At 62.8% G+C, this 22,893-nt stretch carries 32 protein-coding genes; 13 read left to right on the top strand and 19 right to left on the bottom strand.

The annotated features are described in order from the left end of the window. Position 1: 1 nt before the first annotated feature. Together DY201_RS01195 and DY201_RS01190 are read right to left on the bottom strand one after the other, a co-directional pair. Entirely contained in the window at positions 2-838 is an 837-nt protein-coding gene (locus DY201_RS01195) for a TrmH family RNA methyltransferase (RefSeq protein ID WP_115729617.1), read from the bottom strand. Continuing rightward, positions 835-1,944, bottom strand: a complete 1,110-nt coding sequence (locus DY201_RS01190; RefSeq protein ID WP_115729616.1) for an RsmD family RNA methyltransferase — start codon at positions 1,942-1,944, stop codon at positions 835-837. The genes DY201_RS01195 and DY201_RS01190 overlap by 4 nt, the downstream gene beginning before the upstream one ends. A gap of 296 nt (positions 1,945-2,240) precedes the next feature. Between DY201_RS01190 and DY201_RS01185 the strand changes: the two genes are divergently transcribed. The 3 genes from DY201_RS01185 to DY201_RS01175 all read left to right on the top strand — a co-directional run bounded on the left by DY201_RS01185 (position 2,241) and on the right by DY201_RS01175 (position 3,817). After that, positions 2,241-2,933, top strand: a complete 693-nt coding sequence (locus DY201_RS01185; protein ID WP_115729615.1) for a helix-turn-helix transcriptional regulator — start codon at positions 2,241-2,243, stop codon at positions 2,931-2,933. Positions 2,934-2,999: 66 nt separating this feature from the next. After that, positions 3,000-3,386 (top strand): VOC family protein, encoded by a 387-nt coding sequence (locus DY201_RS01180; protein WP_115729614.1) that lies wholly within the window; start codon positions 3,000-3,002, stop codon positions 3,384-3,386. Continuing rightward, positions 3,383-3,817 carry an EVE domain-containing protein gene (locus tag DY201_RS01175; protein ID WP_115729613.1) on the top strand — a complete coding sequence of 145 codons (435 nt, stop codon included), beginning with the start codon at positions 3,383-3,385 and terminating at the stop codon, positions 3,815-3,817. The genes DY201_RS01180 and DY201_RS01175 overlap by 4 nt, the downstream gene beginning before the upstream one ends. Here DY201_RS01175 and lhpI read toward each other — a convergent pair. From lhpI to sppA, 4 genes are read right to left on the bottom strand one after another with little or no spacing between them, the layout of a single operon-like run. Next, positions 3,807-4,772, bottom strand: coding sequence for a bifunctional Delta(1)-pyrroline-2-carboxylate/Delta(1)-piperideine-2-carboxylate reductase (gene lhpI, locus DY201_RS01170; RefSeq protein WP_115729612.1), 966 nt, complete (start codon positions 4,770-4,772; stop codon positions 3,807-3,809). The two genes, DY201_RS01175 and lhpI, sit on opposite strands and share 11 nt — an antisense overlap. Positions 4,773-4,808: 36 nt before the next feature. Then, a complete protein-coding gene (locus tag DY201_RS01165; RefSeq protein ID WP_115729611.1) occupies positions 4,809-5,138 on the bottom strand; it encodes a LapA family protein in 330 nt (109 codons plus the stop codon). A 44-nt stretch (positions 5,139-5,182) separates the two neighbouring features. Then, positions 5,183-5,467 (bottom strand): integration host factor subunit beta, encoded by a 285-nt coding sequence (locus DY201_RS01160; RefSeq protein ID WP_055981346.1) that lies wholly within the window; start codon positions 5,465-5,467, stop codon positions 5,183-5,185. A gap of 42 nt (positions 5,468-5,509) precedes the next feature. Continuing rightward, positions 5,510-6,484 (bottom strand): signal peptide peptidase SppA, encoded by a 975-nt coding sequence (gene sppA, locus DY201_RS01155; RefSeq protein WP_115729610.1) that lies wholly within the window; start codon positions 6,482-6,484, stop codon positions 5,510-5,512. Between the two features lie 266 nt (positions 6,485-6,750). Between sppA and lptC the strand changes: the two genes are divergently transcribed. The 6 genes from lptC to ptsN all read left to right on the top strand — a co-directional run bounded on the left by lptC (position 6,751) and on the right by ptsN (position 11,961). Then, positions 6,751-7,470 carry an LPS export ABC transporter periplasmic protein LptC gene (gene lptC / locus DY201_RS01150; RefSeq protein ID WP_115729609.1) on the top strand — a complete coding sequence of 240 codons (720 nt, stop codon included), beginning with the start codon at positions 6,751-6,753 and terminating at the stop codon, positions 7,468-7,470. Between the two features lie 40 nt (positions 7,471-7,510). After that, positions 7,511-8,020, top strand: a complete 510-nt coding sequence (locus DY201_RS01145; protein WP_172582912.1) for an LptA/OstA family protein — start codon at positions 7,511-7,513, stop codon at positions 8,018-8,020. Next, positions 8,021-8,842 carry an LPS export ABC transporter ATP-binding protein gene (lptB, locus tag DY201_RS01140; protein WP_115729608.1) on the top strand — a complete coding sequence of 274 codons (822 nt, stop codon included), beginning with the start codon at positions 8,021-8,023 and terminating at the stop codon, positions 8,840-8,842. It begins immediately after the preceding gene. 189 nt (positions 8,843-9,031) lie between these two features. Beyond that, a complete protein-coding gene (gene rpoN / locus DY201_RS01135) occupies positions 9,032-10,567 on the top strand; it encodes an RNA polymerase factor sigma-54 (protein ID WP_115729607.1) in 1,536 nt (511 codons plus the stop codon). 280 nt (positions 10,568-10,847) lie between these two features. Then, positions 10,848-11,432, top strand: coding sequence for a ribosome hibernation-promoting factor, HPF/YfiA family (gene hpf, locus DY201_RS01130; protein ID WP_115729606.1), 585 nt, complete (start codon positions 10,848-10,850; stop codon positions 11,430-11,432). 64 nt (positions 11,433-11,496) lie between these two features. Continuing rightward, the gene (gene ptsN / locus DY201_RS01125; protein ID WP_115729605.1) at positions 11,497-11,961 is read left to right on the top strand and encodes a PTS IIA-like nitrogen regulatory protein PtsN; all 465 of its coding nucleotides are present in this window, start codon (positions 11,497-11,499) and stop codon (positions 11,959-11,961) included. Positions 11,962-12,056: 95 nt separating this feature from the next. Here ptsN and DY201_RS01120 read toward each other — a convergent pair whose 3' ends face one another. Together DY201_RS01120 and DY201_RS01115 are read right to left on the bottom strand one after the other, a co-directional pair. Continuing rightward, positions 12,057-12,314, bottom strand: coding sequence for a BQ00720 family protein (locus tag DY201_RS01120; protein ID WP_067954857.1), 258 nt, complete (start codon positions 12,312-12,314; stop codon positions 12,057-12,059). A 62-nt stretch (positions 12,315-12,376) separates the two neighbouring features. Beyond that, positions 12,377-12,802: an Hsp20 family protein gene (locus DY201_RS01115; protein ID WP_115729604.1), complete on the bottom strand. Its 426-nt coding sequence runs from the start codon at positions 12,800-12,802 to the stop codon at positions 12,377-12,379. A gap of 129 nt (positions 12,803-12,931) precedes the next feature. Between DY201_RS01115 and DY201_RS01110 the strand changes: the two genes are divergently transcribed. Next, positions 12,932-13,873, top strand: coding sequence for a nucleoside hydrolase (locus DY201_RS01110; protein ID WP_115729603.1), 942 nt, complete (start codon positions 12,932-12,934; stop codon positions 13,871-13,873). A gap of 50 nt (positions 13,874-13,923) precedes the next feature. On the opposite strand, the gene DY201_RS01105 is transcribed toward DY201_RS01110, so the two are convergent. The 8 genes from DY201_RS01105 to DY201_RS01070 form a co-directional block, all read right to left on the bottom strand. Continuing rightward, positions 13,924-14,250: a hypothetical protein gene (locus DY201_RS01105; RefSeq protein WP_115729602.1), complete on the bottom strand. Its 327-nt coding sequence runs from the start codon at positions 14,248-14,250 to the stop codon at positions 13,924-13,926. A gap of 75 nt (positions 14,251-14,325) precedes the next feature. Then, positions 14,326-14,940 (bottom strand): LysE family translocator, encoded by a 615-nt coding sequence (locus DY201_RS01100; protein ID WP_115729601.1) that lies wholly within the window; start codon positions 14,938-14,940, stop codon positions 14,326-14,328. A 67-nt stretch (positions 14,941-15,007) separates the two neighbouring features. Beyond that, positions 15,008-15,907, bottom strand: a complete 900-nt coding sequence (locus tag DY201_RS01095; protein WP_115729600.1) for a ribokinase — start codon at positions 15,905-15,907, stop codon at positions 15,008-15,010. Positions 15,908-15,974: 67 nt separating this feature from the next. Then, the gene (locus DY201_RS01090) at positions 15,975-16,436 is read right to left on the bottom strand and encodes a hypothetical protein (protein ID WP_115729599.1); all 462 of its coding nucleotides are present in this window, start codon (positions 16,434-16,436) and stop codon (positions 15,975-15,977) included. 2 nt (positions 16,437-16,438) lie between these two features. Then, positions 16,439-16,936 (bottom strand): hypothetical protein, encoded by a 498-nt coding sequence (locus tag DY201_RS01085; protein ID WP_245431861.1) that lies wholly within the window; start codon positions 16,934-16,936, stop codon positions 16,439-16,441. Further along, positions 16,903-17,292, bottom strand: coding sequence for a hypothetical protein (locus DY201_RS01080; RefSeq protein ID WP_115729598.1), 390 nt, complete (start codon positions 17,290-17,292; stop codon positions 16,903-16,905). The genes DY201_RS01085 and DY201_RS01080 overlap by 34 nt, the downstream gene beginning before the upstream one ends. Before the next feature lie 28 nt (positions 17,293-17,320). Next, positions 17,321-17,794: a hypothetical protein gene (locus DY201_RS01075; RefSeq protein ID WP_115729597.1), complete on the bottom strand. Its 474-nt coding sequence runs from the start codon at positions 17,792-17,794 to the stop codon at positions 17,321-17,323. Positions 17,795-18,378: 584 nt separating this feature from the next. Continuing rightward, the gene (locus tag DY201_RS01070) at positions 18,379-18,645 is read right to left on the bottom strand and encodes a hypothetical protein (protein ID WP_115729596.1); all 267 of its coding nucleotides are present in this window, start codon (positions 18,643-18,645) and stop codon (positions 18,379-18,381) included. A 218-nt stretch (positions 18,646-18,863) separates the two neighbouring features. On the opposite strand from DY201_RS01070, the gene DY201_RS01065 reads away from it, so the two are divergent. Beyond that, positions 18,864-19,778, top strand: coding sequence for an EamA family transporter (locus DY201_RS01065; protein ID WP_115729595.1), 915 nt, complete (start codon positions 18,864-18,866; stop codon positions 19,776-19,778). On the opposite strand, the gene DY201_RS01060 is transcribed toward DY201_RS01065, so the two are convergent. Next, complete coding sequence (locus DY201_RS01060) at positions 19,708-20,634, bottom strand: methylated-DNA--[protein]-cysteine S-methyltransferase (RefSeq protein ID WP_115729594.1); 927 nt, start codon at positions 20,632-20,634, stop codon at positions 19,708-19,710. The genes DY201_RS01065 and DY201_RS01060 overlap by 71 nt on opposite strands. 62 nt (positions 20,635-20,696) lie before the next feature. Further along, a complete protein-coding gene (locus DY201_RS01055; protein WP_115729593.1) occupies positions 20,697-21,191 on the bottom strand; it encodes a DUF2244 domain-containing protein in 495 nt (164 codons plus the stop codon). Positions 21,192-21,213: 22 nt separating this feature from the next. Here DY201_RS01055 and nth point away from each other — a divergent pair, with 22 nt between their 5' ends. Beyond that, positions 21,214-22,014 carry an endonuclease III gene (gene nth, locus DY201_RS01050; protein WP_115729592.1) on the top strand — a complete coding sequence of 267 codons (801 nt, stop codon included), beginning with the start codon at positions 21,214-21,216 and terminating at the stop codon, positions 22,012-22,014. On the opposite strand, the gene DY201_RS01045 is transcribed toward nth, so the two are convergent. Beyond that, positions 22,008-22,448: a DUF2214 family protein gene (locus tag DY201_RS01045; RefSeq protein WP_115733512.1), complete on the bottom strand. Its 441-nt coding sequence runs from the start codon at positions 22,446-22,448 to the stop codon at positions 22,008-22,010. The two genes, nth and DY201_RS01045, sit on opposite strands and share 7 nt — an antisense overlap. A gap of 130 nt (positions 22,449-22,578) precedes the next feature. Here DY201_RS01045 and DY201_RS01040 point away from each other — a divergent pair, with 130 nt between their 5' ends. Then, entirely contained in the window at positions 22,579-22,806 is a 228-nt protein-coding gene (locus tag DY201_RS01040) for a YdeI/OmpD-associated family protein (RefSeq protein WP_115729591.1), read from the top strand. Positions 22,807-22,893: the final 87 nt, after the last annotated feature.

The raw sequence follows: 22,893 nt of genomic DNA, 5'->3' as shown, positions 1-22,893 counted from the left end.
CCTAAAGCTTCAGCGCGCCGCGCCGGATTTCAAACAGCATGACGCCGGTGGCGACTGCGAGATTGAGCGAATCGGCCCGGCCCGCCTGCGGGATGCGCAAAAGCTTGTCGCAGGCATCGGCGAGATTGTCGGGCAGGCCCTGCTGCTCGTTGCCCATCATCAGAAGCACCGGGCGGCTGCCGAAATCGACGGAGCGGTAGTCGACCGCACCCTTGAGGTGCGTGCCAGCGACGGTGCCGGCAAAATCCTTGCGCCAGGCAAGGAATGCTTCCGGGTTGGTCTTGGCGACCGGCACGGCGAAGATCGAGCCCATCGTTGCCCGTACGGTTTCGAGCGAGAACGGATCGGTGGTCTCGCCGACGAGGATGACGCCCTTGGCGCCGACAGCATCGACGGTGCGGATGACGGTGCCGAGATTGCCGGGGTCACGTACCCTGTCGAGCGCCACCCAGACGTCGTTGCCTTTTGGGCGAATGTCCTTGAGCGGCACCAAACGCTGGCTGAACACGCCGACAACCGCCTGCGGATTGTCGCGGCGGGTGATCGCCGTCAGCACCTTTTCGGAGACCTCGAGCACGTCGCCGCCGGCAGCGACAGTCCGCGCCGCGACCTTCTCGACCGCCTGATTGCCAAGTGCCGACTTGGCGAAGATCAGAGTCTTGATCGTCCAACCGAGGTCGAGCGCGTCGATGACCAGCTTCAGGCCCTCGGCCATGAAAGCGTTCTGCTGGTCGCGGAATTTCTTCAACGCCAGCGCCTTGATGTCCTTGACCAGCGGGTTGGCGAGGCTGGTCACTTCCTTGACGCGCCCAGGTGCCCCGGTGCGGTGTTCGCTCATTTGGCCACCCAGCGTGAGAAAAGCGATGTCGAAAGCGCCCGTCCTGCCGACTTCTCGCGGATGACGAGCTCGCCCGACTCGATGGTGCCGCCCATGCCGGCGAAAGTATCGCGCATCAGGGCGTGGATGGCGAAGAACGAGGCGCGGATCGAATAGGCGGTGAGCACCACGGCCAGCGGCTTCGGCGTCAGGATCGAGCGGCAGATATCGGTCATGGCGGGCAGGCTCTCGAACAGCTGCCAGACTTCGCCCTTGGGGCCGCGGCCATAGGCCGGGGGATCGAACAGGATGATGTCGTAGCGGCTGCCGCGGCGCTCCTCGCGCTCGACGAATTTCATCGCGTCCTCGCAGATCCAGCGGATCGGCTTGTTGGCAAGTCCGGCCATCTCCTGGTTTTCGCGGGCCCAGCCGATGGCCTTCTTCGAGGCGTCGACATGGGTCACCTCGGCGCCGGCCCGGGCGGCGACAAGCGACGCGAGGCCGGTGTAGCCGAACAGGTTGAGCACCTTGACCGGGCGCTTGGCGTCCACGATCAGCCGGGCCATGTGGTCCCAGTGCGTCGCCTGCTCGGGAAACACGCCGACATGGCGGAACGATGTGAAGCGGCCCTGATAATGCAGCCCGTCATGGCGCATCGGCCAGGTCTCGCCGAGCGGTTGCTTGGGGAAACGCCAGCGGCCGAGGCCTTCTTCGTCGGTGTCGCCGGTGAAGACGGCGTCTGCGCGGTCCCATTCCTTGGCTGGCAGAGCGCGCTGCCAGATCGCCTGGCCCTCGGGACGGACGATGCGGTAGGGGCCGTATTGCTCCAGCTTCTGGCCGTCGCCGCTGTCGAGCAGGGCGTAGTCGTCATTGGGCGCGACCTCGAGGATAAGCGGCAGCCGCTCGGCCGGAAAAGCGCCTTCGCGGCGCGTAAGCTTGCGCGGCTCCGACTTCGGCTCGGGCGGATGCTTCGCCTCGGCCTGATGGTCCTGGCGCGGGGCAGGGCGCTGCTCCGTTTTGCGCTCCGGCTGCCGCTCGGTGCGGTCGCGCATCTGCGTGGCGGCGGCGCCACCTTTACGGGGCGGCTGCGGGCGGCTGTCGCGGCGTTTGTCGCGCGGATGCTTCAAGGAACGGCGTCTCCGGATGGTCGGCCGCTTTTGACACAGGCCACGATACACCGCAACCGGACGGGCGGTCGCGGATGTGGCGGGGGCTGCTCGGTTGCTGGCGAGGATACCCACTACAAAGGGACCTTGCTGCGCTAACATCGCCGTGTGGGCGACTGCAGCGGCCTTGCCGGAGGCTTCCCTTCCCCCCCCCCCTTTGCGGAGGAGGTAGGGAGGGTACGACCGCTCGAGCTCTCAGACGCCTTCCGACGCCGTCGTCTCCGGCCTATCGTATCTCACCAAAGCGCCCGAGAATCATGTCGCGTTCTGAACGTCTGCTCGACCTCATCCAGATCCTGCGTCGCCATCGCCGGCCGGTGAGCGGCTTGACGCTTGCCGGTGAGGTGGATGTGTCGATCCGCACGCTCTACCGCGACATCGCCACCTTGCAGGCGCAAGGCGCACCGATCGAGGGCGAGCCGGGCGTCGGTTATGTGCTGAAGCCCGGCTTCATGCTGCCGCCTCTGATGTTCACCGACGAGGAGATCGAGGCGATCGTGCTTGGCTCGCGCTGGGTGGCGAAGCAGCCCGACACCAGACTGTCGGCCGCCGCGACCGATGCGCTCGCCAAGATCGCTGCAGTGCTGCCCGACGACCTGCGCGAGGAACTGGATGCCACCGCCCTCCTGGTCGGGCCGAGCGCCGAGGCGACGCGTGAGGGCGCCGACCTCGGCATCATCCGCAAGGCAATCCGCGCCGAACGCAAGTTGGAGATGACCTATGAGGACGCTTCGGGAGCGGGCTCGCGGCGCATCGTCTGGCCCTTTGCGCTCGGCTTCTTCGACAAGGTCCGGGTGATGGTGGCGTGGTGTGAGATGCGCCAGGACTTCAGGCATTTCCGCGCCGACCGCATCTCCGATCTCGCCGCCACCGACATGCGCTATCCCCGCCGTCGCGCCGTGATGCTGAAGGAATGGCGGGCGACGCTCGATACCTCCAGGAAGCTTTGAACGCCACTGCCAGAATCTGACAGTGGTGCCGACTACTCTTCTCCTCGTCCAACAAGGAGAACAGAGATGCGCAGCCCCAACTTCATCATCCTTTATGTCGACAGTCCGGAAGCCAGCGGTGCCTTCTATGCCCAGATGCTCGGCCGCCAGCCGGTAGAATCGTCGCCGACCTTCGTCATGTTCGTGCTCGACTCCGGCTTCAAGCTCGGGCTGTGGTCGCGTCATACCGTCGAGCCGGCGGCAGCCGCGGCGGGCGGCGGTGCGGAGATTGTCTTTGCCCTCGACACGCCTGCCGCTGTGGACGCAACCCACGCCGAGTGGGACGGGCGCGGGCTCGAGATTCTGCAGGCGCCGACCGATATGGATTTCGGTCGCAGCTTTGTCGCGCTCGACCCCGACGGTCATCGCCTGCGTGTCTACTGCCTCGATGAAGCAGCGACGGCACGGCCATGAGCACGGGCAACTGGCTCGCCGTCGCTTCGGCTGAACATGTCCGGCGCGGCCGGGCCGGAGGCTTCATGCAGGTCTGTCATGGCAAGGCAGGCCCGCTGCGCCGCATCGGCGCCGGCGACGGCGTCGTCTATTATTCACCGTCGACCGTCATGGGCGGCAAGGACGCGCTCAAATCCTTCACCGCAATCGGCAGGGTGCGCGCAGGCGAGCCCTACCGCTTCGACAGCGGCGGCGACCTCCAGCCGTTCCGGCGCGATGTCGATTGGGCGGCGTGTTGCGAGACGCCGGTTGCGGGTCTGCTCGGCCAACTCGATTTCACCGCCGGTCGCAACTGGGGCTACCAGCTGCGTCTCGGCCTTTGTCCGCTCAGCGAGCACGACTTCCGCCTGATCGCGGAAGCCATCGAGGTCGGCCGCGAAATCAGCGCTTGAGCGCCTTGTAGACAGCAATGCCGGCAGCGAGGTCTTCGAGGGCCGCACCCACCGACTTGAACAGCGTGATCTCGTCCGCAGACTGGCGGGCGGGCTTCTGGTCGCGGGCGAGCTCGTGCAGGTCGGCGACGATGTCGTCGGCCTTGAGCACGCCTGCTGCGATCGGCTGGACGATGTCGCCGGCTTCCTTGGTCGCGCCGGCACGGGTGTCGACATAGACGCGTGCCTTGCGGATCGCGTCGTCGTCGGCCTCGCGCATGCCGGGCGTGAAGCCGCCGACGAGATCGACGTGGCAGCCGGCGTTGAGCTTGGCGCCCTTGACCAGCGGAGTCGTCGAGATGGTGCCGGCGGTGATGATGTCGGCCCAAGCCAGTCCAGCATCGAGATCGGAGACGGAGGTCGCTTCGAAACCTTCGCCGCGCAACGACGCGGCAAGCGTTTCCGCGTTGGCCGGCGTCCGGTTCCAGATGCGAATCTCTTTGATCGGCCGCACGGCGGCATGCGCCCGTGCCAGGAACCTGCACTGCGCGCCGGCACCGATCACCAGCAGCTTCGAGGCGTCCTCGCGCGCCAGGTAGGAGGCGGCGAGTGCCGAAGCGCAGGCGGTGCGCCACTGGGTCAGGCGCGGGCCGTCCATCAGCGCCTGCGGCTCGCCGGTGATCCCATCGAGCAGCAAATAGAGCCCGACGACCGCCGGCTTGGCGATGTCGTTGTTGTCGGGCGAAACGGTGACGATCTTGACCCCGATATGTCCGTCGGGCCCTGCATCCGCGGCCTTGAAGTCGGTCCAGGCCGGCATCAGCAGCAGGGTCGAATCGGTACCTTTGGCGCGCTCGACGGTGTGATGATGGCGCACCGGCTGCACCGCGCCCTCACGAAAGGCCGTGCGCAACGTCTCGACCAATCCCGGAAAGGTCAATGCGCGGTCGATGTCATCGGCCGAAAAGTGCAGCATGAAGTTCTCCCTGAAAGGTCGTCGCGCCTGAGCGGATCAGTTGGGGCGCGGCAGGGCCGGGCCCTGGGCAACCGGCGGCCGCTGGCTTGCTGCCTGGCGCAGGCTTTCGGCCTCGAGGCCGCGTTGGCGGGCGATCTTGCGAAAGCGGCCCTGTTTGAGCCAGGTCACGGCGCCGCCGAGAATCACCCCGAGCGCCAGTGCCACGAACAGCAGCACGAACAGTGGCGCCTGGATGGTCAGAGCCGGATTGCCGGGATTGAACGGGTCGAGCGTGAAGGCGGTGGACGCGCGGTTGGCGACGGCAAGCGCGATCAGCACGATCGCCACCGGTACGAACACAACGATAAGCATGAAGCGGTTGAACATGGATATTCCCGTTTAAAGCCCCGCCGCCACAGCCGCCTGGCGGCCTATTTTGCCGAGTTCAGCCGCTCGCGCAGCTCTTTGCCGGTCTTGAAGAACGGCACCCACTTTTCCTCGACCTCGACGGATTCGCCGGTGCGCGGGTTGCGGCCAGTACGGGCAGGGCGGTTCTTGACCGAAAACGCGCCGAAGCCGCGCAGCTCGACGCGATTGCCATCGGCAAGAGCATCGGTGATTTCGTCGAAAATGGCGCTGACGATGTTCTCGACATCCCGCAGGAACAGATGCGGATTGCGTGTGGCAATGATTTGCACCAGTTCAGACTTGATCATGTGCTCGGTCCCCGTCGAGATGGTGATGATTTTGTTTGTTTTTCAGCCGCCTGACACAGCTTTTTCAGCCTGCCAGAGCGACAGCATACCGTCAAGGAACAAGCGGTCGGCGCCCATTTCCTTGATCAGTTCCGACGACAAGTCGCCCAGGCCGAGCGCCCGGCCAAGGGCCTGGGCAACGGAGCTGGGCAGGAAGAAGCTGCCTGTGCGGGCCGGCTTCCACTCGATCACGTCGAGCTTGGCGTCGACGCCCTTGGTGCCGAGCCAGGCGATGGCCTGATCCTCGCCGCCGACCTCGTCGATCAGCCTGTTGGCAAGCGACTGGCGCCCGGTCCACACCGAACCGTCGGCAAGGGCGGTTGCCTCGGCCTTCGACATCGAACGGCGTTCGGCGACGATGCCGACGAACCAGTCGTAACTGTCCATGATCATGTTGCGCATCATGGCGCGCTCTTCGTCGGTCGTCGGATTGAACGGATTGGGCTCGGCCTTCAACGGCGACGACTTGATCTCTTCGAGCTTGACGCCGAGCTTGTCCATCAGCCCGGTCAGGTCGGGAAACTGCACCAGCACGCCGATCGAGCCGACGATGGACGACTTGCGCGCCACGATGTGGTCGGACGCCGAAGCGATCATATAGCCGGCGGATGCGGCCAGCGTGCCGACCTGGGCAACCACCGGTTTCTCAGCCGCGAGCTTGCGCACGGCATCGTAGATCGCCTCGCCGCCGGCGGTCGTGCCGCCGGGCGAATCGATCGATAGGATCACGCCCTTGACCGAGGGCGACTTGCGGACCTCGTCGATGCGGCGCAGCAGATCCTCGTCCTCGGTGATCGTGCCTTCGATCCGGATCTTGGCGATATGGTTGGCGGTCACGCCCGGAATGCGCTCGCCTGCCAGCCATGTCGACATGCCGACGACCGCCAGGGCGGCGATGAGAAAGGCTACGACCCGCCAGAAGGTCAGCTTGCGCCGCAAGCGGCGTCGGTCGATCAGATCGTCGGCTTTCATGGACATGGCGTGCCTCGCATGCTGTGCAGGCTAGCGCTTTTAAAGCAACGCTCTGGCGAGAGCCACAGCTTTCCTGCCGCAGCTGACGTTGCGGGACTTGGGATTTGTAAGCTAAATAGCCATATTGGGGTTTGCATCAGGCAGCCGGACGCGGGGCAGTAGTGCGTTCGGTCGCAACTCTTTGACCTTATGGTCATATTTTCGTGGCTTTCATCCGCTTCACCGTGCCGGCCTGAACGGCGGCTTGGACAGTTCGAAGAAGGACATTTCAGTTGGCGCGACCAATCGAGACGAGTGGCGGCGGTGGCGGCGTTGCGGTTGACACCGCGATTGCGCTTGCGACCTCGCGCGCCGATGCGTTCGACCTCGCCGCGCGTCATTCGCGCCGCGTCCGCTTCCTCAAGCGCGCCTTGCCGCTCTCGGCGGTCGTGCTGGCCGCGCTGTTCGGCGGCTATACCTATCTGGCCGCGCCGCCTTCGATCCAGGTCAAGGCGGAAGGAGCCGCCTTCTCCGAAGGCAAGCTGGTCATGGCCAAGCCCCAGCTCAGCGGCTTCACCCGCGACAACCTGCCTTATTCGATGACCGCTGACCGTGCCGTGCAGGATCCGGCCAATCAGGGCGTCGTCGAATTGCTCGGCATCGACGCCAACCTGCCGATCTCAGCCGAAAACATTGCCAAGGTCGACGCTGTCCGCGGCGTCTACGACCGCGAGGGCAATACGCTCAATCTGACCGAGCAAGTAATCGTAAAGACCAGCGACGGTATGGTCGCCAAGCTCAAATCGGCGTATCTCGACATGGGCAGTGGCGCGATGAAGTCTGACGAAGCGGTCGAAATAAGCCTTGACGGTTCGAAGATCACGTCCGATTCGATGTCCATGCTCGATAACGGCAAGGTTGTCGTGTTCGAGAAAAAGGTACGCGTGGACATCGATCCCGCGCGGATGAAGGCGGCGCAGAATGGCAGCGGAGGCGGGAGTGCGGCAAATTAGGTCTTGGCGGTCATTGGCCGCGTTAACATGCGCGGGCGTGATGCTGTGCACCGCCGGAGCTTTTGCGCAGGACAGCCAGAGCAGGCTTTCCGGCCTCAAGCTCTCGGGTGACCAGCCGATCCAGATCGAGAGCGACAAGCTCGAGGTCCGCGAATCGGAAAATCTCGCGATCTTCACCGGCAATGTCAGCGTTACCCAGGGCCCGACTGTCATGAAGTCGGGCAAGATGACGGTCTATTACGCCAAGGATGGCGGTTCGGCCGCCACCGGCTCGGCCAACATCGACAGGCTCGAAGTCGACGACAAGGTCTATGTGAAGTCGGACAAGCAGGTGGCCACCGGCGACCGCGGTACCTTCGACATGAAGACCGAGGTGCTGGTGATGTCCGGCAAGGAAGTCGTGCTTTCCGAAGGCGACAACGTTCTGGTTGGCTGCAAGCTCACCGTGCAGATGAAGACCGGCCTTGCCCAGGTCGACGGCTGCAACAAGGGCACCAAAGGCAATGGTCGCGTCATGATGTCGATCACACCGGGTTCGCAGAAGAAATAAATGACTGAGGCATCCTCGCTGTTGTCGCGTCTGAAGCCGGGCTCGGCGCAAAAACTTGCCGCGCCCGCAACAACAGGCAGTGCCAAGAACGGCAAGTTCAAGGGCACGCTGATCGCCAAGGGGCTGACCAAGAGCTACAAGGGCCGGCAGGTGGTCTCGGGCGTGACGCTCGGCGTCCGCGCCGGCGAAGCTGTCGGCCTGCTTGGTCCCAACGGCGCCGGCAAGACGACCTGCTTCTACATGGTGACGGGGCTGGTTCCCGTCGACCAGGGCACGATCGAGATCGACGGCTTTGACGTCACGGCGATGCCGATGTATCGCCGCGCCCGCCTCGGCATCGGCTATCTGCCGCAGGAAGCCTCGATCTTCCGTGGCCTTTCTGTCGAAAACAACATCCGCGCGATTCTCGAAGTGGTCGAAAAGAGCCGCAAGGAGCGCGAGAAGTCGCTCGATGCCCTGCTCGAGGAATTCCACATCAGCCATCTCCGGAAGTCGCCGGCAATCGCCCTTTCGGGCGGCGAGCGTCGTCGCCTCGAAATTGCGCGTGCGCTGGCCAGCCGGCCCAACTACATGCTGCTGGACGAGCCCTTTGCCGGCATCGACCCGATCGCCGTCGCCGATATCCAGCAGCTCGTCCGGCACCTCACCAAGCGCGGCATCGGCGTCCTGATCACTGACCACAATGTCCGCGAGACGCTGGGCCTGATCGACCGTGCCTACATCATCCATGCCGGCGAGGTCTTGACCCACGGCCGCGCTGACGAGGTCGTCGCCAATCCCGATGTCCGCCGCCTCTATCTTGGCGAGGGCTTCACGCTGTAGGCTGCTTGCCGGGGCGCAACGTGCCGGCGAAATGCGCAGCCTTCATTCGCGATTGCCGGGCAATGCGCCGGCAATCGCGATGCCAAACCCCCAATCTGCTTGACATGCAAAAGCCGGGCCAGTTTTATCGCGACTGGCGAGCGCGCCGATTTTCGGCAGCACATGACAGGGATTGGACCACTTCAAGCAATGGCGCTGTCGGCGAAACTACAGCTACGGCAGTCGCAATCGCTGGTGATGACGCCACAGCTGATGCAGTCGATAAGGCTGCTGCAGTTCACCCACACCGAGCTTGAACGTTTCATCGACGACGAGATCGAACGCAACCCGCTGCTCGAACGCGCCGAGGCGCCTGACGACGCGCCGACCGATCAGTTCCCGAAGATCGAGACACAAAGCGAGGCAAACCCCGCCACTGGCGAGGACTGGTTCGAAGGTGAGGCCGGCTGGAGCTCGCAGGCCATCTCCGAGAAACTCGACACCTCGCTCGAAAACCTGTTTCCCGACGATCCCGGCGCCGTCGAGCGTATGGGCCCCGACCTTGCCATGCAATGGAAGTCGGCATCCTCCGGCTCCGCTTCGGGCGGTGGCTCCGAAGGTTTCGACATGGAGGACATGGCGGCAGCTGCCGTCACCCTCCGTGACCATGTCGGCGAGCAGATATCCTTCGCCTTCACCGAACCTGCGGAGCGGCTGGTTGCATCCGAATTGACCGATTGGCTCGACGAGGCGGGCTATTTCCGTGGCGAGGCCGACGAGATCGCAGCGCGCTTCGGCGTCGATGAGGCCTTCGTGCTGAGAGTGCTCAGCGGCTGCCAGGGTTTCGACCCGGCCGGCCTGTTTGCCCGCGATCTGGCCGAATGCCTGCGGGTCCAGCTCATTCGCCGCGACCGGCTCGATCCGGCGATGGCGGCACTGATCGACAATCTGGACCTTCTAGCCAAACGCGATTTCCACAGCCTGAAGCGCATCTGTGGTGTCGATGAGGAGGATCTGCTTGCCATGCTGGCCGAGATCCGCGCGCTCGATCCCAGGCCCGGTGGGGCCTTTGCCGGCGGCTCTACCGACACCATCGTGCCCGACGTCGAGGTGCGCCAGGCCGCCGACGGTAGTTGGGCGGTGGAACTCAATCCCGATACGCTGCCGCGCGTGCTGGTCGACCAGGTCTATTTCGCCCAGGTCACAGGCCGCACCAGGGATCCGGCCGAGCGCAATTTCCTCAGCGAATGCCTGCAGAACGCCAACTGGCTGACCCGTAGCCTCGACCAGCGCGCCAAGACCATCCTCAAGGTCGCCTCGGAGATCGTGCGCCAGCAGGATGCCTTCCTGGTTCACGGCGTACGCCATCTCAGGCCGCTCAACCTGCGCACCGTAGCTGATGCCATCGGCATGCACGAATCGACGGTCAGCCGCGTCACCGCCAACAAATACATGCTGACCACGCGCGGCGTGTTCGAACTGCGCTATTTCTTCACCGCCTCGATCGCCTCTGCTGAGGGCGGCGACGCGCATTCGTCCGAGGCCGTACGCGACCGCATTCGCCAGATGATCGAGGAAGAGCAGGCCTCCGACGTGCTGTCCGACGATGCCATTGTGGATATCCTCAGGAAAAGTGGCGTCGACATCGCCCGGCGTACTGTCGCCAAATACCGTGAAGGCATGAACATCGCCTCGTCGGTGCAGCGTCGGCGCGAAAAACGCGCCATGGCCGGTGCCGCCAGCTAGGCCGAAAGGCGCAGAATTGCGGGCATTCTGGCGCTTGATTGACAATCCTTAATGAAGTGTCTAGAAGCCCGCCCGCATGAAGAGGGCTAAGCCCACCAAGGAAAGATGCGGCACAGGATGGCTTGCGACACGAGCCAGAGGCTGCCGGTGGGTGGCCCAAGATCAGCCGACAAGTTCGGACTTAAAATTGGTGCGACAAGCGAGCCAACGCTTGTTTGCATCTGCCACGGGTATAAACTCGGACTGGTTTGAAGTCTGAACAGAAAAGGTCAGTTTTCAGATGAGCCTGCGCATATCAGGAAAACACATGGACGTCGGCGATGCGTTTCGTACGCGCATTGAGGGACGTATCGGCGAAGCGATCGACAAGTATTTCGATCGCGGCTTCTCCGGGCACGTCAACGTCGTGAAGTCCGGCTCGCGCTACACCGCCGATTGTGTGGTGCGGCTCGATTCGGGCATGTCGTTGCAAGCGACCGGTGAGGCACAGGAACCGACTGCCGCGTTCGAAGCGGCAGCCGACAAGCTCGAGACTCGCCTGAGGCGCTACAAGCGTCGGCTGAAGTCGCACAATCTGGGCGCCGGCAACGGTGAATTGACCGATGTCGCCTATTCGGTGGTCGCAGCACTCGTCGACGACGACGAGGATGTGCCGGAAGATTTCGCGCCCGCCATCGTTGCCGAGTCGACGATGGTTCTGAAGACGATGTCGGTGGCATCAGCCGTCATCGAACTCGACACCAAGGATAGCCCTGTTGTGGTCTTCCGCAATGCTGGCAATGAGCACCTCAACATCGTCTACCGCCGGTCTGATGGCAACATCGGCTGGATAGATCCCTCGACCGCAAAGGTCGCCCAGGGATAGTAGCCGCCACCGCATGTGGGGTTTTGGGGCAATGCGGCGGTGAGCACAGCAAGGGAATTTCAGCATGGATCTGAGTGATCTGATCGAGGCTCCGGCAATCATGCCGGCCTTGAAGGCGAATTCGAAGAAGCAGCTTCTGCAACTTCTCGCCGAAAGGGCCGCATCGATTTCCGGTATCCCCGAGCGGGAGGTGTTCGACACCATCCTTCAGCGCGAGCGTCTCGGCTCGACGGGTGTCGGCAATGGCATCGCCATCCCGCATGGAAAGCTCGCAGGCGTCAAGCGGATCACCGGCGTCTTTGCGCGCCTGGAAACGCCCGTCGACTTCGAAGCACTAGATGACCAGCCGGTCGATCTCGTCTTCCTGCTCCTGGCCCCTGAAGGGGCCGGGGCCGATCATCTCAAGGCGCTGTCGCGCATCGCACGTGTGCTGCGCGACGCCGACACGGTGGCCAAGATTCGCGGCACGCGAGATGCATCGGCGATCCACGCATTGCTGTCGGAAACACCGGCGTCGCACGCCGCCTGATTTCGATTTCGCGGAAAAAAGCTTGGGAAGGGCCGCATGTTGCGGCCCTTGTCCATTCCGCCACCCTGTCGCCGGCTCGGAGCGGCGCTCGAAGGTCAGTGGATGGCAACGGTTGTCAGATCGTTTTCCATCGCACCCGCAAGCGCACGGTCACGGGCATCGGACAACAGGATCGGTTCGCCGGTGGCGGCAAACAGCGCCCAAAGCTCGAGGCCGGGATCGATTTCGGTAAGGCCGGGGAAACGGCCGCGCAGATCGTCGCTGGATACCTTCCTGAGATAGGCGACGGAGCCTTCACCGAGATGGGCGAGTTCGCCCGTGGTCATCGTATGTCTCTGGGCAGTATTGGGCATTGTAGCCTCCTTCTAGCCAGGATGCCGTCTCGGCCATCCCGCATGAGAGCCATCGGCAGTGCTTAGTCTGCTACCGATATGTTTATTTTCCGTACCAGTCTTTCGGCTTCCGGCCGGTCCAGATCGACCGACAGCAGACCGTTCTTCAGATCGGCCGCGATCACCCGCATCCCGTCGGCCAGAACGAAGCAGCGTTGAAACTGCCGTGAGGCGATGCCGCGATGCAGGAACTCACGCTCCTTGTCGTCGCTCTGTCGGCCACGCACGATGAGCTGGTTTTCCTCGACGGTGACTTCGAGATCGTTTTCGGCGAAACCGGCCACCGCAAGTGTGATCCGCAGCCTTTCGCCCCGTTCCTCGGCATCCCTGATGCGTTCGATATTGTAGGGCGGGTAGCTGTCGCCCGACTTGGCAAGGCGCTCGAGCGTCTTTTCCATCGTGTCGAAGCCCAAGAGAAGCGGGCTCGAGAAGGGCGTCATACGGCTCATGTTACAGCTTGTCCTCCGAGAGCGACATAATGCGGAAAAACCCGGATGGCATTTTCCCGTCTGTTGTTGATATGGTCCGCGCCGTCGGCAACTTCAAGACTGCAGAAAACTGCCCAACAAGGAAAGAAAATGCCCGTACCGCGCAAGATAATCATCGACACTGACCCCGGTCAGGACGATGCCGTCGCCATTCTGTTGGCGCTGGGGAGCTCCGAGCTCGAAATTCTGGGAATCACCGCTGTCGCCGGCAACGTGCCGCTGAAGCTGACCGAAAATAATGCCCGCAAGATCTGCGAGCTGGCAGGTCGTCCCGACATAAAGGTCTATTCCGGCGCCATCCGGCCGCTGATGCGCGAACTGGTCACCGCCGAGGAAGTGCATGGCAAGACCGGCCTGAACGGCCCAGATCTGCCCGAACCCACGATGAAGCTCCAGGAGCAGCATGCTGTCGACTACCTCGTCGAGACGCTGATGCGCGAGGAAGCCGGCACCGTCACGCTGTGCCCGCTCGGTCCGCTGACCAACGTCGCGCTCGCTCTCATCCGCGAGCCCAGGATCGCCCCGCGCATCAAGGAGATCGTTCTGATGGGCGGCGGCTTCTTCGAAGGCGGCAACGTCACGCCGTCGGCCGAGTTCAACATCTATGTCGATCCGCATGCGGCCGATGTGGTGTTTCGCTCGGGCGTGCCGATCGTCATGATGCCGCTCGACGTCACCCACAAGGCGCTCACCACCACCAAGCGCATCGAGGCCTTCCGCAAGCTCGGCACCAAGGTCGGCCTTGCGACTGCCCAGATGCTGGAATTCTTCGAGCGCTACGATGAAGGCAAGTACGGCACCGACGGCGGCCCGCTGCACGATCCGTGCGTCATTGCTTACCTTCTCAAGCCGGAACTGTTCCAGGGCCGTCACTGCAACGTGACCGTCGAGACGGCTTCCGAGCTGACGATGGGCATGACGGTTGTCGACTGGTGGGGCGTCACCAAGCGCCCGAAGAACGCCATCGTCATGCGCGACATCGACCATGACGGCTTCTTCGGCCTGCTGGTCGAGCGTCTCGGCCGGCTCTGAGGTTTTCCGTCTCCCCGTACGCGGGGAGACGCCTTCCCTTTAGTTCCGCGTTAGTTCAGCTGATAATCAGCCTTCCCATTCTCATAGTTTATGCGCCGAAGCATCACGGTCGAACCGCGCCTGCGGATTTGCCAATCCTGCAGAAAAACCAGCCGGTCTCCGACCATCACACCGTAACGATAGCTGGTTCCATGCACGCCTCGGCCTGTGCTCGTTGCGACGACTTCGACGGTCCCGACCACGAAATCGATCGACACCACTGGGCTTGAGTTCCAAGCCAGCTGCAAGATGGGTTGGAAAGCGAAAGCCACGCACATCGCGACCAAAATTGCCGCAACAAGATACTTCGCGGCAGGCGCCAAACATGTCTTCAGCATCGCGCGAGCCCCCACTTGTGATGACATGGGGCGCGCGCGCTATACTTCAATAATCTGATAGGATGGTGTCGTACTTCATTTCGCCCGTGAAAACGCCAGCCAGACACCGCCGCCGATAAGGAACGTGCCCGATATGCGCGTCATCAGCTTGACGCGCTTCGCCGACAGGAACTTGCCGGCGCGGCCGGCGGCAATCGCGTAAGCCGAGTCGGACATGGCGGCGAAGACCATCGCGGTGACACCCATGATGACGATCTGTTGGGCGTAGTTGGCGGTCGGGTCGATGAACTGCGGGATGAAGGCACCGAAGAAGATCAGCGTCTTGGGATTGCTGATCGCAACAAGGAAACCCTGCAGGAAAAAGCCGCCGCGCGGCCGTTTGGGCATGCCGTCGGCGGCAAGCTCTCCGCCCGAGCGGAACATCTGGATGCCGAGCCAGATCAGATAGGCCGCGCCCAGCAGCCGAACCCATTCGAACCAGTGGCCCATCGCCTCGATCATCTGGTTGAGGCCGATGCCGACGATAGCGATCATCATGGCGACGCCGATCTGCGTACCGGCGGCATTGGCAAGGCCGGCCCGCGTGCCGTGCCTGATGCTGGAGGCGATGATCAGCGTGACGGTCGGTCCCGGTATAAGCACGATGACGATGCAGGCGACGACATAGGCGGCGTAGAGTTCGAGCGACATTTTCCGTTCCTCCGGGGGTCGCCCGACAATAAGCACGCAGAGTTTTTGCGTGTCCAGAGGGTAGAGTTCAACCCTTGAGTGCTGCGTCCACCTCGGCGGCCAGCGGGATGGCCGGCTGGGCGCCCGGCTTCAGGCAGGCGAGCGAGCCTGCGGCGGCGGCACGGCGAAGCGCGTCCTCTAGGTCGAGGCCCGCCGACAGGCCGGCAGCGAGATAACCGCAGAAGGTGTCGCCTGCACCAACCGTGTCGACGGGGGTGATCTTGAGCGCGTCGACATGGACGAGGTCGTCGCCCCTGGCGGCCAGGACGCCGTCGCTGCCGAGCGTGACGATGACGGCGGCGCCTGTGCTGCGGGCGAATTCGCTCATCCGCGCCCGCCGCTCTCCGGCAGGCAGCGAAAGCGCCTCGGCATAGAGGTCGAACTCGGTTTCGTTGGCAACGACATAGTCGGCCTTGCCGACGAAACTTGCTGCCTCGGCGCGGAAGGGGGCTGTGTTCAGCATGGTCACGGCGCCCGCCTTGCGTGCCGCGTCGAGTGCCGCATCCACAGTCGCAAGCGGGATTTCATGCTGCAAGAGCACGATGTCGCCCTTCTTGAACTGGGCTTTGGTCAGGTCGCCCGGCACCACCGAGCCATTGGCGCCCGGCACCACCGCGATCATGTTCTCGCCGTCACCGCCAACCAGGATCAACGCGATGCCGGTGGCTGCCTGGATCTCGGCCACGCCGGAAAGGTCGACGCCATCGGACTTGAGATAGGCGACAGCCTCGCCGGCGAAGGCATCCTTGCCAACGGCACCGACCATGCGCACCTCTGCGCCCGCGCGTGCCGCAGCAAGCGCCTGGTTGGCGCCCTTGCCGCCGGGCGCCGACTTGAAGTCGCTGCCGGGCACGGTCTCGCCCGGGCCGGGAAGGCGGCCTACGGTTGCGATGAGGTCGAGGTTGATGGATCCGACAACGATGATCACGGCAGTCTCCTGAAAATTCAGCCGGAAACTACATTGTGTCGCGGTCGCATGCCAGACGGTTCCCCCGTCATTCGCAGCGGAAGACCACCTGGGCCTGGTAGGTGCCGGCCGGGAAGATGCCGGTCGACTTGGTGGCTGTCAGGTTCACTGGGACGATCCTGGTTCCATTCGACACCCGGGTGATCGTGCTGCCGCCATAAGTCACACTGTCCACCGTGTAGGTGGAGGCGAAGGTCACGTTGGCATCGCCGCCGCTCGGGGCCGACAGGAAGTTGACGGGAGCGGGCGCCGACAGGCCGTAGCAGTCGAGCAGGTTCAGGATCGAGCACAGTAGCGAACTGGTCGTCACAGTCACCGAGGCGGCCGATCCGCCGGCCTGGCTCGAGCCGAAGACGTTGATCGTCGGATTGGGCGACAGCGTACCCGTTGTCTGGACGTTGATGGTGCAGGTGCCGATGATCGCTGCCTGCGCGGGCACAGTGGCCAGCCAAAAGCTTGCAATGCAGAAGGCCGAAGCGATGTGGCGCATTGTCACTGCGCCGTCTGTTTTGCTGCCGGGGTCTTGCCATCGGTCCAGCCGCTATCTGCCCAACCGGCCTTGGAATGCTGCACCGAGCCGGTGACGTCGCCTCCGCCTGGTGCCCCCAGCCCCATCTTGAGCAGCTTCAGCTCCATCTGCAGCCGCGCCACTTCGAGCTCATAAAGTTTGGAGCAGTCGAGCCGTTTCGGCGTGCGCCCGATCGGGATGACGACGCGGCCATAGGTGGCGATGTCGTTGTTCTCGCGGTTGTTGCCCTGGATCACGCCGACATCGAGATAGGCGCCGCTGCCCGATACGGCCGAACGGCAGGTCGTGCCATCCGCGGCGCGCACCTCATCCTGGCCTTGCGGCAATGTCACGCCCGGCAAAGAGAAACCGCTCTGGTTCTGGTTGAGATTGTAGACGTCCTCTGCCCAGGACGCGCAAGGCGTCAATGCGGCGAGGCTCGTGAGCGTCAGAAACGCCGCTGTCCGAGGAATTTTCCGCATATTTGAGCCTTGATCTGCGTCTGTTCATTTGGAAATGGCACACTTTCCGTACAGATACGCACTTTACGCTCATTGTTGCCGTCGAACGGCACGACCACGAGGACCGGTCGCGACGCCTCTGCCCCCAGCATGAAACTGTCGGGCGCTATCTTGGCGTCGACCGGCTGGAAGTTCTGGTCGTAGACCCGGACATCGATCCGGATCTTCTTGTTGTAGGGGTTGGATGGAAACACCCGCACAGCGAAGGCGTCGGTGAAACTCGTCACTTCGCCGCGCATCGGCGACATAGACTGTGCGGATGCGGGGCTGGCCGCCAGAGCCATTCCGAGGAATGGAATTGCCAGACTGCGTAACATCAAGCTCTCCCTGTCGTTCTTGTCTAGCCTACTGGCAAGTGACCGTGACTGTGGCCGAGTAGTTGCCGGCGGCGAAGATGTCGGAGCCGGTCTTGGTGCCGGTCAGGTGGACGGTGACAGTGTCGACGCCAGGCGTCGACAGATTGGAGGAGGCCCCTGTTTCCGCAACCGTATGGGCGCCCGCCACCGAATAGGTCGGCGCCCAGGTGATCGGGGTGACATCGGCCGGCGGCACGGTGATTGCAGTTGGCGCGCCAATGCTGATCGCAACATTGCCCGTTGTGGTGGCCGTGATGGTGCCGGCCACGCCGCCGGCATTGTGCGAGCTCAACGATTGCAGGCCTGGGCTCACTGTCATCGTGCCGCTGCCATTGGTGACGACCAGCGTGCAGATTGCCGCGACAGTGCCGTTGAAGGTTACGTTGCCGGTGGCCGCGAGCGCCGGCTGGGCAATCGAGCAGGCCGCTACGGCAATCCCTGCAGTGAGAATGCAGTATTTCATTATGCTCTCCGGGACCGCGAAAAATGCATCTGTCCTGGAGGTGACGGTGATCCAGTATGGTTAATTTGATATTAACGCCAAACTCTGCCCAAAAGTTCGTTTGTATGCATATAATTTATTCTACATGATTTCGAGATTTTCGACACGGCGTCAATCTCGTTTGCTGTGTTGAATTAAAGTATATTTTTGAAATTGTTTTATAGAAGCAGATTATTTTCTCGAAATAAGCGGCCATGCCGTCAAGTATCTGTGCGTCACGTTTGAGCCAGCCGTGAGGTGAATATGGTCCACAGCAGCAAGAATATGCTCGTCGACTAAGCATGGCGAGATTTTGCCGCAGTCTCCCTTCAAACAATATGATCGATGGCTGATATAATCTCGCCATGGCGCGCAGCACAAGCATACGAGCTTATGCGGCGTCCGGCCCGCGGTTGAAACAACAGCAGCGGGCGCCAGTCAGCCAGGTGCAACCAACCAATGAAGATTAGTGACCCGGCGGAGTAGATGGAGCTTGAAAAGGGCCGCCTGGAACGCGATGCGTTCGTCACCGCCGGAGGCGGGCCGCCATCATTTGCAGATCGGTGCTACTGCTTGGAGCCGCCACTGGGTTGCCTTGACGCTTCGATCAGGTCCGCCTGGCGGACGAGGCCTTCTGCGATTTTCCGTGCCTGGTGCGGCTTTATCAGGAGTTCCACACTCTCAGCCGTGGCCTCTCCACGACGAACCCGCTCAATGTGCTCCTGGGAGGTCACATACTCAAGACGAACAATAAGGTTCCCCGGCTCCAGCGCGTTGATGTGCACGTTGATCAGGTTCGGTGTTTTGGTCGTATTTTCAAATTTTGCAGGCATGGGCGTTCCTTCCGAATCTGCGGATCATGCCGCTCCACCAACCAATAGTCCATCAGCCGCCTCAACGCACTTCTCGCCAACGAGCGCGATCGACCGTGGCCGGAGATGAAACCCGAAGCCGGCGCAAGGGGCAGGTCTTTTCCATCCGGGCATCATCGTGTAGATTAAAAAGTCAATAAATTCAAATATTTGATCGGTAGTGTCAGGAAAATTGAACCATGCGGCCGCGCCATCTGCTGCTCGCCTTGAGCATCGTTCTGATCTGGGGCGTCAACTTCGCCATCATCAAGATCGGCCTCAAGCAGGTGTCGCCATTGGCGCTCGGTGTCGCGCGCTTCTTTCTCGCCGCCTTCCCATGGGTGTTTTTCATCAAGCGTCCGAACGTGCCGCTGTCGATGATTGCCGCCTACGGCTTTCTGACCTTTGCGCTGCAGTTCGGCTTCCTGTTCACCGGAATGAAGATCGGCATGAGCGCCGGACTGTCGTCGCTAATCCTTCAGCTGCAGGTGTTCTTCACCATCGCCTTGTCGATGCTCCTGCTCGGCGAGCGGCCGACACCTTGGCAACTGGCTGGAGCTGCGCTGGCGTTCAGCGGCGTTGGGCTGGTTGGGCTGCATATCGGTGGCGACGTGACCATGGCCGGATTGTTGCTGCTGATCGCGGCTGCTGCTGCCTGGGGCGGCGGCAACGTCGTTTCCAAGCAGATTTCGCAGCGTGCCGCCATGGCACCCAACGTGCTCGGCCTCGTCGTCTGGGGCAGCCTGTTTGCCTTGCCGCCGCTGCTGGCCGTGGCGCTGATTCTCGACCCGGAGCATTTCGTGAGCAGCTTCACCGAGCTGGACTGGGCCTCGGCCGGCTCGATCGCCTACATCGTCTATCTCTCGACGCTGTTCGGCTTTGCCGCCTGGAGCGGGCTGCTGGCGCGCTATCCTGTCTCGACGGTGGCGCCCTTCACCTTGCTGGTGCCGGTTTTCGGTTTTCTCGGTTCGGCGGTGTTGCTTGGCGAGCCGCTGCAAGACTGGAAACTTGTCGCGTCCAGTCTCGTGATCGCGGGCTTGTGCATCAACCTGTTCGGGCCACGGCTGTTTTCGCGTCCGCAGCGGTCAGTTGTCCCGCCTCCCAACCCAGAATAGCCCGTTTGCGCGTCAGGCCCCAGTGATAACCGGTCAGCGCGCCTGACTTTCCAAGTGCCCGGTGGCAGGGAACCACAAACGACAGGGGGTTGGCGCCCACCGCCGCACCGACCGCCCGGCTTGCCTTGGGCGAGCCGACTTCCGAGGCGATTGCCGAATAGCTGCAGGCCCGGCCCATCGGGATCTTGAGCAGCGCTTCCCACACGCGCACCTGGAAGTCGGAGCCGATCATGACCACGCGCAAGGGCTGGTCCTGGCGCCAGCGGGCCGGGTCGAAGATGTGCGCGGCATAAGGTGCGGTCGCACCCATGTCCTCGACATAGGTGGCATTCGGCCAGCGGCCTGACATGTCGGCAAAGGCGGCGCGCTCTTCTCCGGCGTCGTTGAACGACAGGCCGGCGAGACCGCGGTCGGTGACCATGACGAGCGCCACGCCGAAGGGCGAAATGTGGAAGCCGTAGCGGATCGTGAGGCCTGCGCCACGCGTCTTGTAGTCCCCCGGCGACATCGCTTCATGGGTGACGAACAGGTCGTGCAGGCGGCCCGGTCCCGACATGCCGACTTCGAACGAGGTTTCGAGCAGCGGCAGACCGTCATCGAGCAGCTTCCGGGCGTGGTCGAGTGTCACCGCCTGCAGGAAGGCTTTCGGCGACAGGCCGGCCCAGCGGCTGAACAGCTTCTGCAGGCTTGTCGGCGTTTCGCCGACCGCGGAGGCCAGCGCCTCAAGCGAAGGCTGGTCGCGATAGTCGAGGCTGATCTTCTCGATCACCCGGCGCACAGTCTCGTATTCCGAGCCGGTCGGGGTAATGTCGTGCTGCAATGTGGCAATGGGCTTCATCTGCGTCTGGGCGTTCATGGCTTGATCTCCTTGGACGCCAATATCGCGTTGGCCGTGGGTATTTCCCACCCGATTCCTGCTCATCTGCTCCTTGCGGTTGCAAGAGCCCGCGAAAACGCAGTGGCAAAGCTCTCGCGATCGTCGGGATTGAGGAAACTGCCGATCGCGACGCTTTTTTCACGCGTCTCGACGGCCATGTCGGTGATGCCGATCTCGTCATGACGTGAAACTTGGAATCGTGCCCAGAACGGATTGAAGTGATATTGCTCCGATTTGCCTGAAGGGGCGGTCTTCACGATGTCCAGGCTGGTGCGGGAGACGCTGACTTCCTCGCGGGCACGGGCGGCGCGATAGTTGAGCCGGAAGGCGACATATAGGGCTGCAATATCGAGGCCGAGGAAACCGAAGATCGGCCAGGCACCGTGGCTCAGGAGGATGGCGCCGATGACGATCCAGCCGGAGGTAAGCGTACCCATCAGGATCAGAAAGCCGGTGCGCCCGAGCGAGCGGTGCGGCAACAGAAGAGCTTTGAAGAAGGGCTCGTCGGCAACAAAACTGGCGTTTGTCTCGCTCATGACGACTAATTATAGAGAGGCGATGAAAAACCCCAAGCCCAAAGATAAGCCAAAGGCCTCGCCCAATGGTCGCATGTCGACCACTGGCGCCAAGCCACGTGCCAAGCGCCGCCGTTCGCTCTACTCGGCGGCAGAAGTAAGCGAGATCTTTCGCCGCTTTTCGGTCCAGCGGCCTGAGCCCAAGGGCGAGCTCGAGCACGTCAATGCGTTCACGCTGCTGGTAGCCGTGGTGTTGTCGGCGCAGGCGACCGACGCCGGCGTTAACAAGGCGACGCGCACGCTGTTTGCCATCGCCGATACGCCCGAGAAGATGTTGGCGCTGGGTGAGGAGAGCGTCGGCCAGCACATCCGCACCATCGGCTTGTGGCGCAACAAGGCCAAGAACGTGATCGCCCTGTCCGAGGCGCTGATCCGCGACCATGGCGGCGAGGTGCCCGACGACCGCGACCAGCTCGTCGAACTGCCCGGCGTCGGCCGCAAGACCGCCAATGTCGTCCTCAACATGGCCTTCGGCCAACACACCATGGCCGTCGACACCCATATCCTGCGCATCGGCAACCGTATCGGGCTGGCACCTGGCAAAACACCCGAGCAGGTCGAAGATACGCTGGTGAAGATCATCCCCGATGAATTCATGCGTCATGCCCATCACTGGCTGATCCTGCATGGCCGTTATGTCTGCAAGGCGCGCAAGCCCGATTGCTGGCGTTGCGTCATCGCCGACATTTGCAAGTCTCCGGAAAAGTCGACGAGCGAACCGGCGCCGCTGGTGCCTCTCGACGACATCGATCCGATCGAGGTCGCGGAAGCGGCGGCTCAGTAGCCGCGCGCCATAGCTGCGGCAAGGATCGGAATGAGAGCGAAAACGGCGATCTCGGCCTTGAGGAAACTGCGCACCCTGGCGATCTCGGCGTCCGGAACGACGTAAGCCTCGCCACCGCCGGCCCCGCGCCAGCGCGCGATGCGGATCGTAGGTGCGATGGACAGCAGCCCGACTGCCGCGAAAGCCACCATCTTGGCCCAGAAGGTCGGGTTGTAGATATAGAACTCCCAGCCCTTCAGCCCGAAATAGACACGCGACGCGCCGATGAGCACCAGCAGTGCTGCCAGTCCACCATAGACCGCGTCGATGCGTCCGAGCAGTGCGAGATTGCGCCGGCCGAGTCCGGGGCGAACCAGTATCACCTCGGCAGCGAGCACGCCCGCAAGGGTGAATGCCAGAAGGTGGTGAATGATGGTCAGGATAATGTCAGTCATCAGTGCCTCGTGATGCGACTCGCCGCGGCACCCTAGCAACGGACCCAGGGCAAGCATATGACGAGGCAAATGTCAGCTGTCTGTCACTTGTCGAATTGACGACGAGACTGAGGAAATACACGTTTCGACCATGGCGCTGACGCGACAGATCAATCCGATGACTGACTGGGTCCGCGGCGAACTTGTTTCACGTGGTCTGACCGAGGCATATGAGGCGCGGCCCGACTACCAGCGCAACGACTATCTCGGCTGGATCAGCCAGGCCAAACTCGAAACGACGCGCCGCAAACGGCTGGACAAGATGCTCGTCGAACTCGCGCGCGGCAGCGTCTGCATGCGGATGGTCTGGAGCGGCTAGAGCAAGGTCCCGAAAGCGGGCATGACACATAGAAGTCAGCGCGCTGGCGGACAGCGTTGCCATGTTCTGGCCTGCTGACTGCCCGAT

Source organism: Aminobacter aminovorans (assembly GCF_900445235.1).
Classification (GTDB): domain Bacteria; phylum Pseudomonadota; class Alphaproteobacteria; order Rhizobiales; family Rhizobiaceae; genus Aminobacter; species Aminobacter aminovorans.
The sequence above is the reverse complement of the archived record's forward strand: the minus strand, read 5'-3'. Positions and strand labels throughout refer to the sequence as shown.

Excerpts from the sequence above, each read along its gene's own strand:
- DY201_RS01195 (WP_115729617.1), bottom strand. The coding sequence starts at position 838 with ATGAGCGAACACCGCACCGGGGCACCTGGGCGCGTCAAGGAAGTGACC.
- DY201_RS01185 (WP_115729615.1), top strand. The coding sequence starts at position 2,241 with ATGTCGCGTTCTGAACGTCTGCTCGACCTCATCCAGATCCTGCGTCGC.
- DY201_RS01180 (WP_115729614.1), top strand. The coding sequence starts at position 3,000 with ATGCGCAGCCCCAACTTCATCATCCTTTATGTCGACAGTCCGGAAGCC.
- DY201_RS01175 (WP_115729613.1), top strand. The coding sequence starts at position 3,383 with ATGAGCACGGGCAACTGGCTCGCCGTCGCTTCGGCTGAACATGTCCGG.
- lhpI (WP_115729612.1), bottom strand. The coding sequence starts at position 4,772 with ATGCTGCACTTTTCGGCCGATGACATCGACCGCGCATTGACCTTTCCG.
- DY201_RS01165 (WP_115729611.1), bottom strand. The coding sequence starts at position 5,138 with ATGTTCAACCGCTTCATGCTTATCGTTGTGTTCGTACCGGTGGCGATC.
- DY201_RS01160 (WP_055981346.1), bottom strand. The coding sequence starts at position 5,467 with ATGATCAAGTCTGAACTGGTGCAAATCATTGCCACACGCAATCCGCAT.
- sppA (WP_115729610.1), bottom strand. The coding sequence starts at position 6,484 with ATGTCCATGAAAGCCGACGATCTGATCGACCGACGCCGCTTGCGGCGC.
- DY201_RS01145 (WP_172582912.1), top strand. The coding sequence starts at position 7,511 with ATGCTGTGCACCGCCGGAGCTTTTGCGCAGGACAGCCAGAGCAGGCTT.
- lptB (WP_115729608.1), top strand. The coding sequence starts at position 8,021 with ATGACTGAGGCATCCTCGCTGTTGTCGCGTCTGAAGCCGGGCTCGGCG.
- rpoN (WP_115729607.1), top strand. The coding sequence starts at position 9,032 with ATGGCGCTGTCGGCGAAACTACAGCTACGGCAGTCGCAATCGCTGGTG.
- hpf (WP_115729606.1), top strand. The coding sequence starts at position 10,848 with ATGAGCCTGCGCATATCAGGAAAACACATGGACGTCGGCGATGCGTTT.
- ptsN (WP_115729605.1), top strand. The coding sequence starts at position 11,497 with ATGGATCTGAGTGATCTGATCGAGGCTCCGGCAATCATGCCGGCCTTG.
- DY201_RS01120 (WP_067954857.1), bottom strand. The coding sequence starts at position 12,314 with ATGCCCAATACTGCCCAGAGACATACGATGACCACGGGCGAACTCGCC.
- DY201_RS01115 (WP_115729604.1), bottom strand. The coding sequence starts at position 12,802 with ATGAGCCGTATGACGCCCTTCTCGAGCCCGCTTCTCTTGGGCTTCGAC.
- DY201_RS01110 (WP_115729603.1), top strand. The coding sequence starts at position 12,932 with ATGCCCGTACCGCGCAAGATAATCATCGACACTGACCCCGGTCAGGAC.
- DY201_RS01105 (WP_115729602.1), bottom strand. The coding sequence starts at position 14,250 with ATGCTGAAGACATGTTTGGCGCCTGCCGCGAAGTATCTTGTTGCGGCA.
- DY201_RS01100 (WP_115729601.1), bottom strand. The coding sequence starts at position 14,940 with ATGTCGCTCGAACTCTACGCCGCCTATGTCGTCGCCTGCATCGTCATC.
- DY201_RS01090 (WP_115729599.1), bottom strand. The coding sequence starts at position 16,436 with ATGCGCCACATCGCTTCGGCCTTCTGCATTGCAAGCTTTTGGCTGGCC.
- DY201_RS01085 (WP_245431861.1), bottom strand. The coding sequence starts at position 16,936 with ATGCGGAAAATTCCTCGGACAGCGGCGTTTCTGACGCTCACGAGCCTC.
- DY201_RS01080 (WP_115729598.1), bottom strand. The coding sequence starts at position 17,292 with ATGTTACGCAGTCTGGCAATTCCATTCCTCGGAATGGCTCTGGCGGCC.
- DY201_RS01075 (WP_115729597.1), bottom strand. The coding sequence starts at position 17,794 with ATGAAATACTGCATTCTCACTGCAGGGATTGCCGTAGCGGCCTGCTCG.
- DY201_RS01070 (WP_115729596.1), bottom strand. The coding sequence starts at position 18,645 with ATGCCTGCAAAATTTGAAAATACGACCAAAACACCGAACCTGATCAAC.
- DY201_RS01065 (WP_115729595.1), top strand. The coding sequence starts at position 18,864 with ATGCGGCCGCGCCATCTGCTGCTCGCCTTGAGCATCGTTCTGATCTGG.
- DY201_RS01060 (WP_115729594.1), bottom strand. The coding sequence starts at position 20,634 with ATGAACGCCCAGACGCAGATGAAGCCCATTGCCACATTGCAGCACGAC.
- DY201_RS01055 (WP_115729593.1), bottom strand. The coding sequence starts at position 21,191 with ATGAGCGAGACAAACGCCAGTTTTGTTGCCGACGAGCCCTTCTTCAAA.
- nth (WP_115729592.1), top strand. The coding sequence starts at position 21,214 with ATGAAAAACCCCAAGCCCAAAGATAAGCCAAAGGCCTCGCCCAATGGT.
- DY201_RS01045 (WP_115733512.1), bottom strand. The coding sequence starts at position 22,448 with ATGACTGACATTATCCTGACCATCATTCACCACCTTCTGGCATTCACC.
- DY201_RS01040 (WP_115729591.1), top strand. The coding sequence starts at position 22,579 with ATGGCGCTGACGCGACAGATCAATCCGATGACTGACTGGGTCCGCGGC.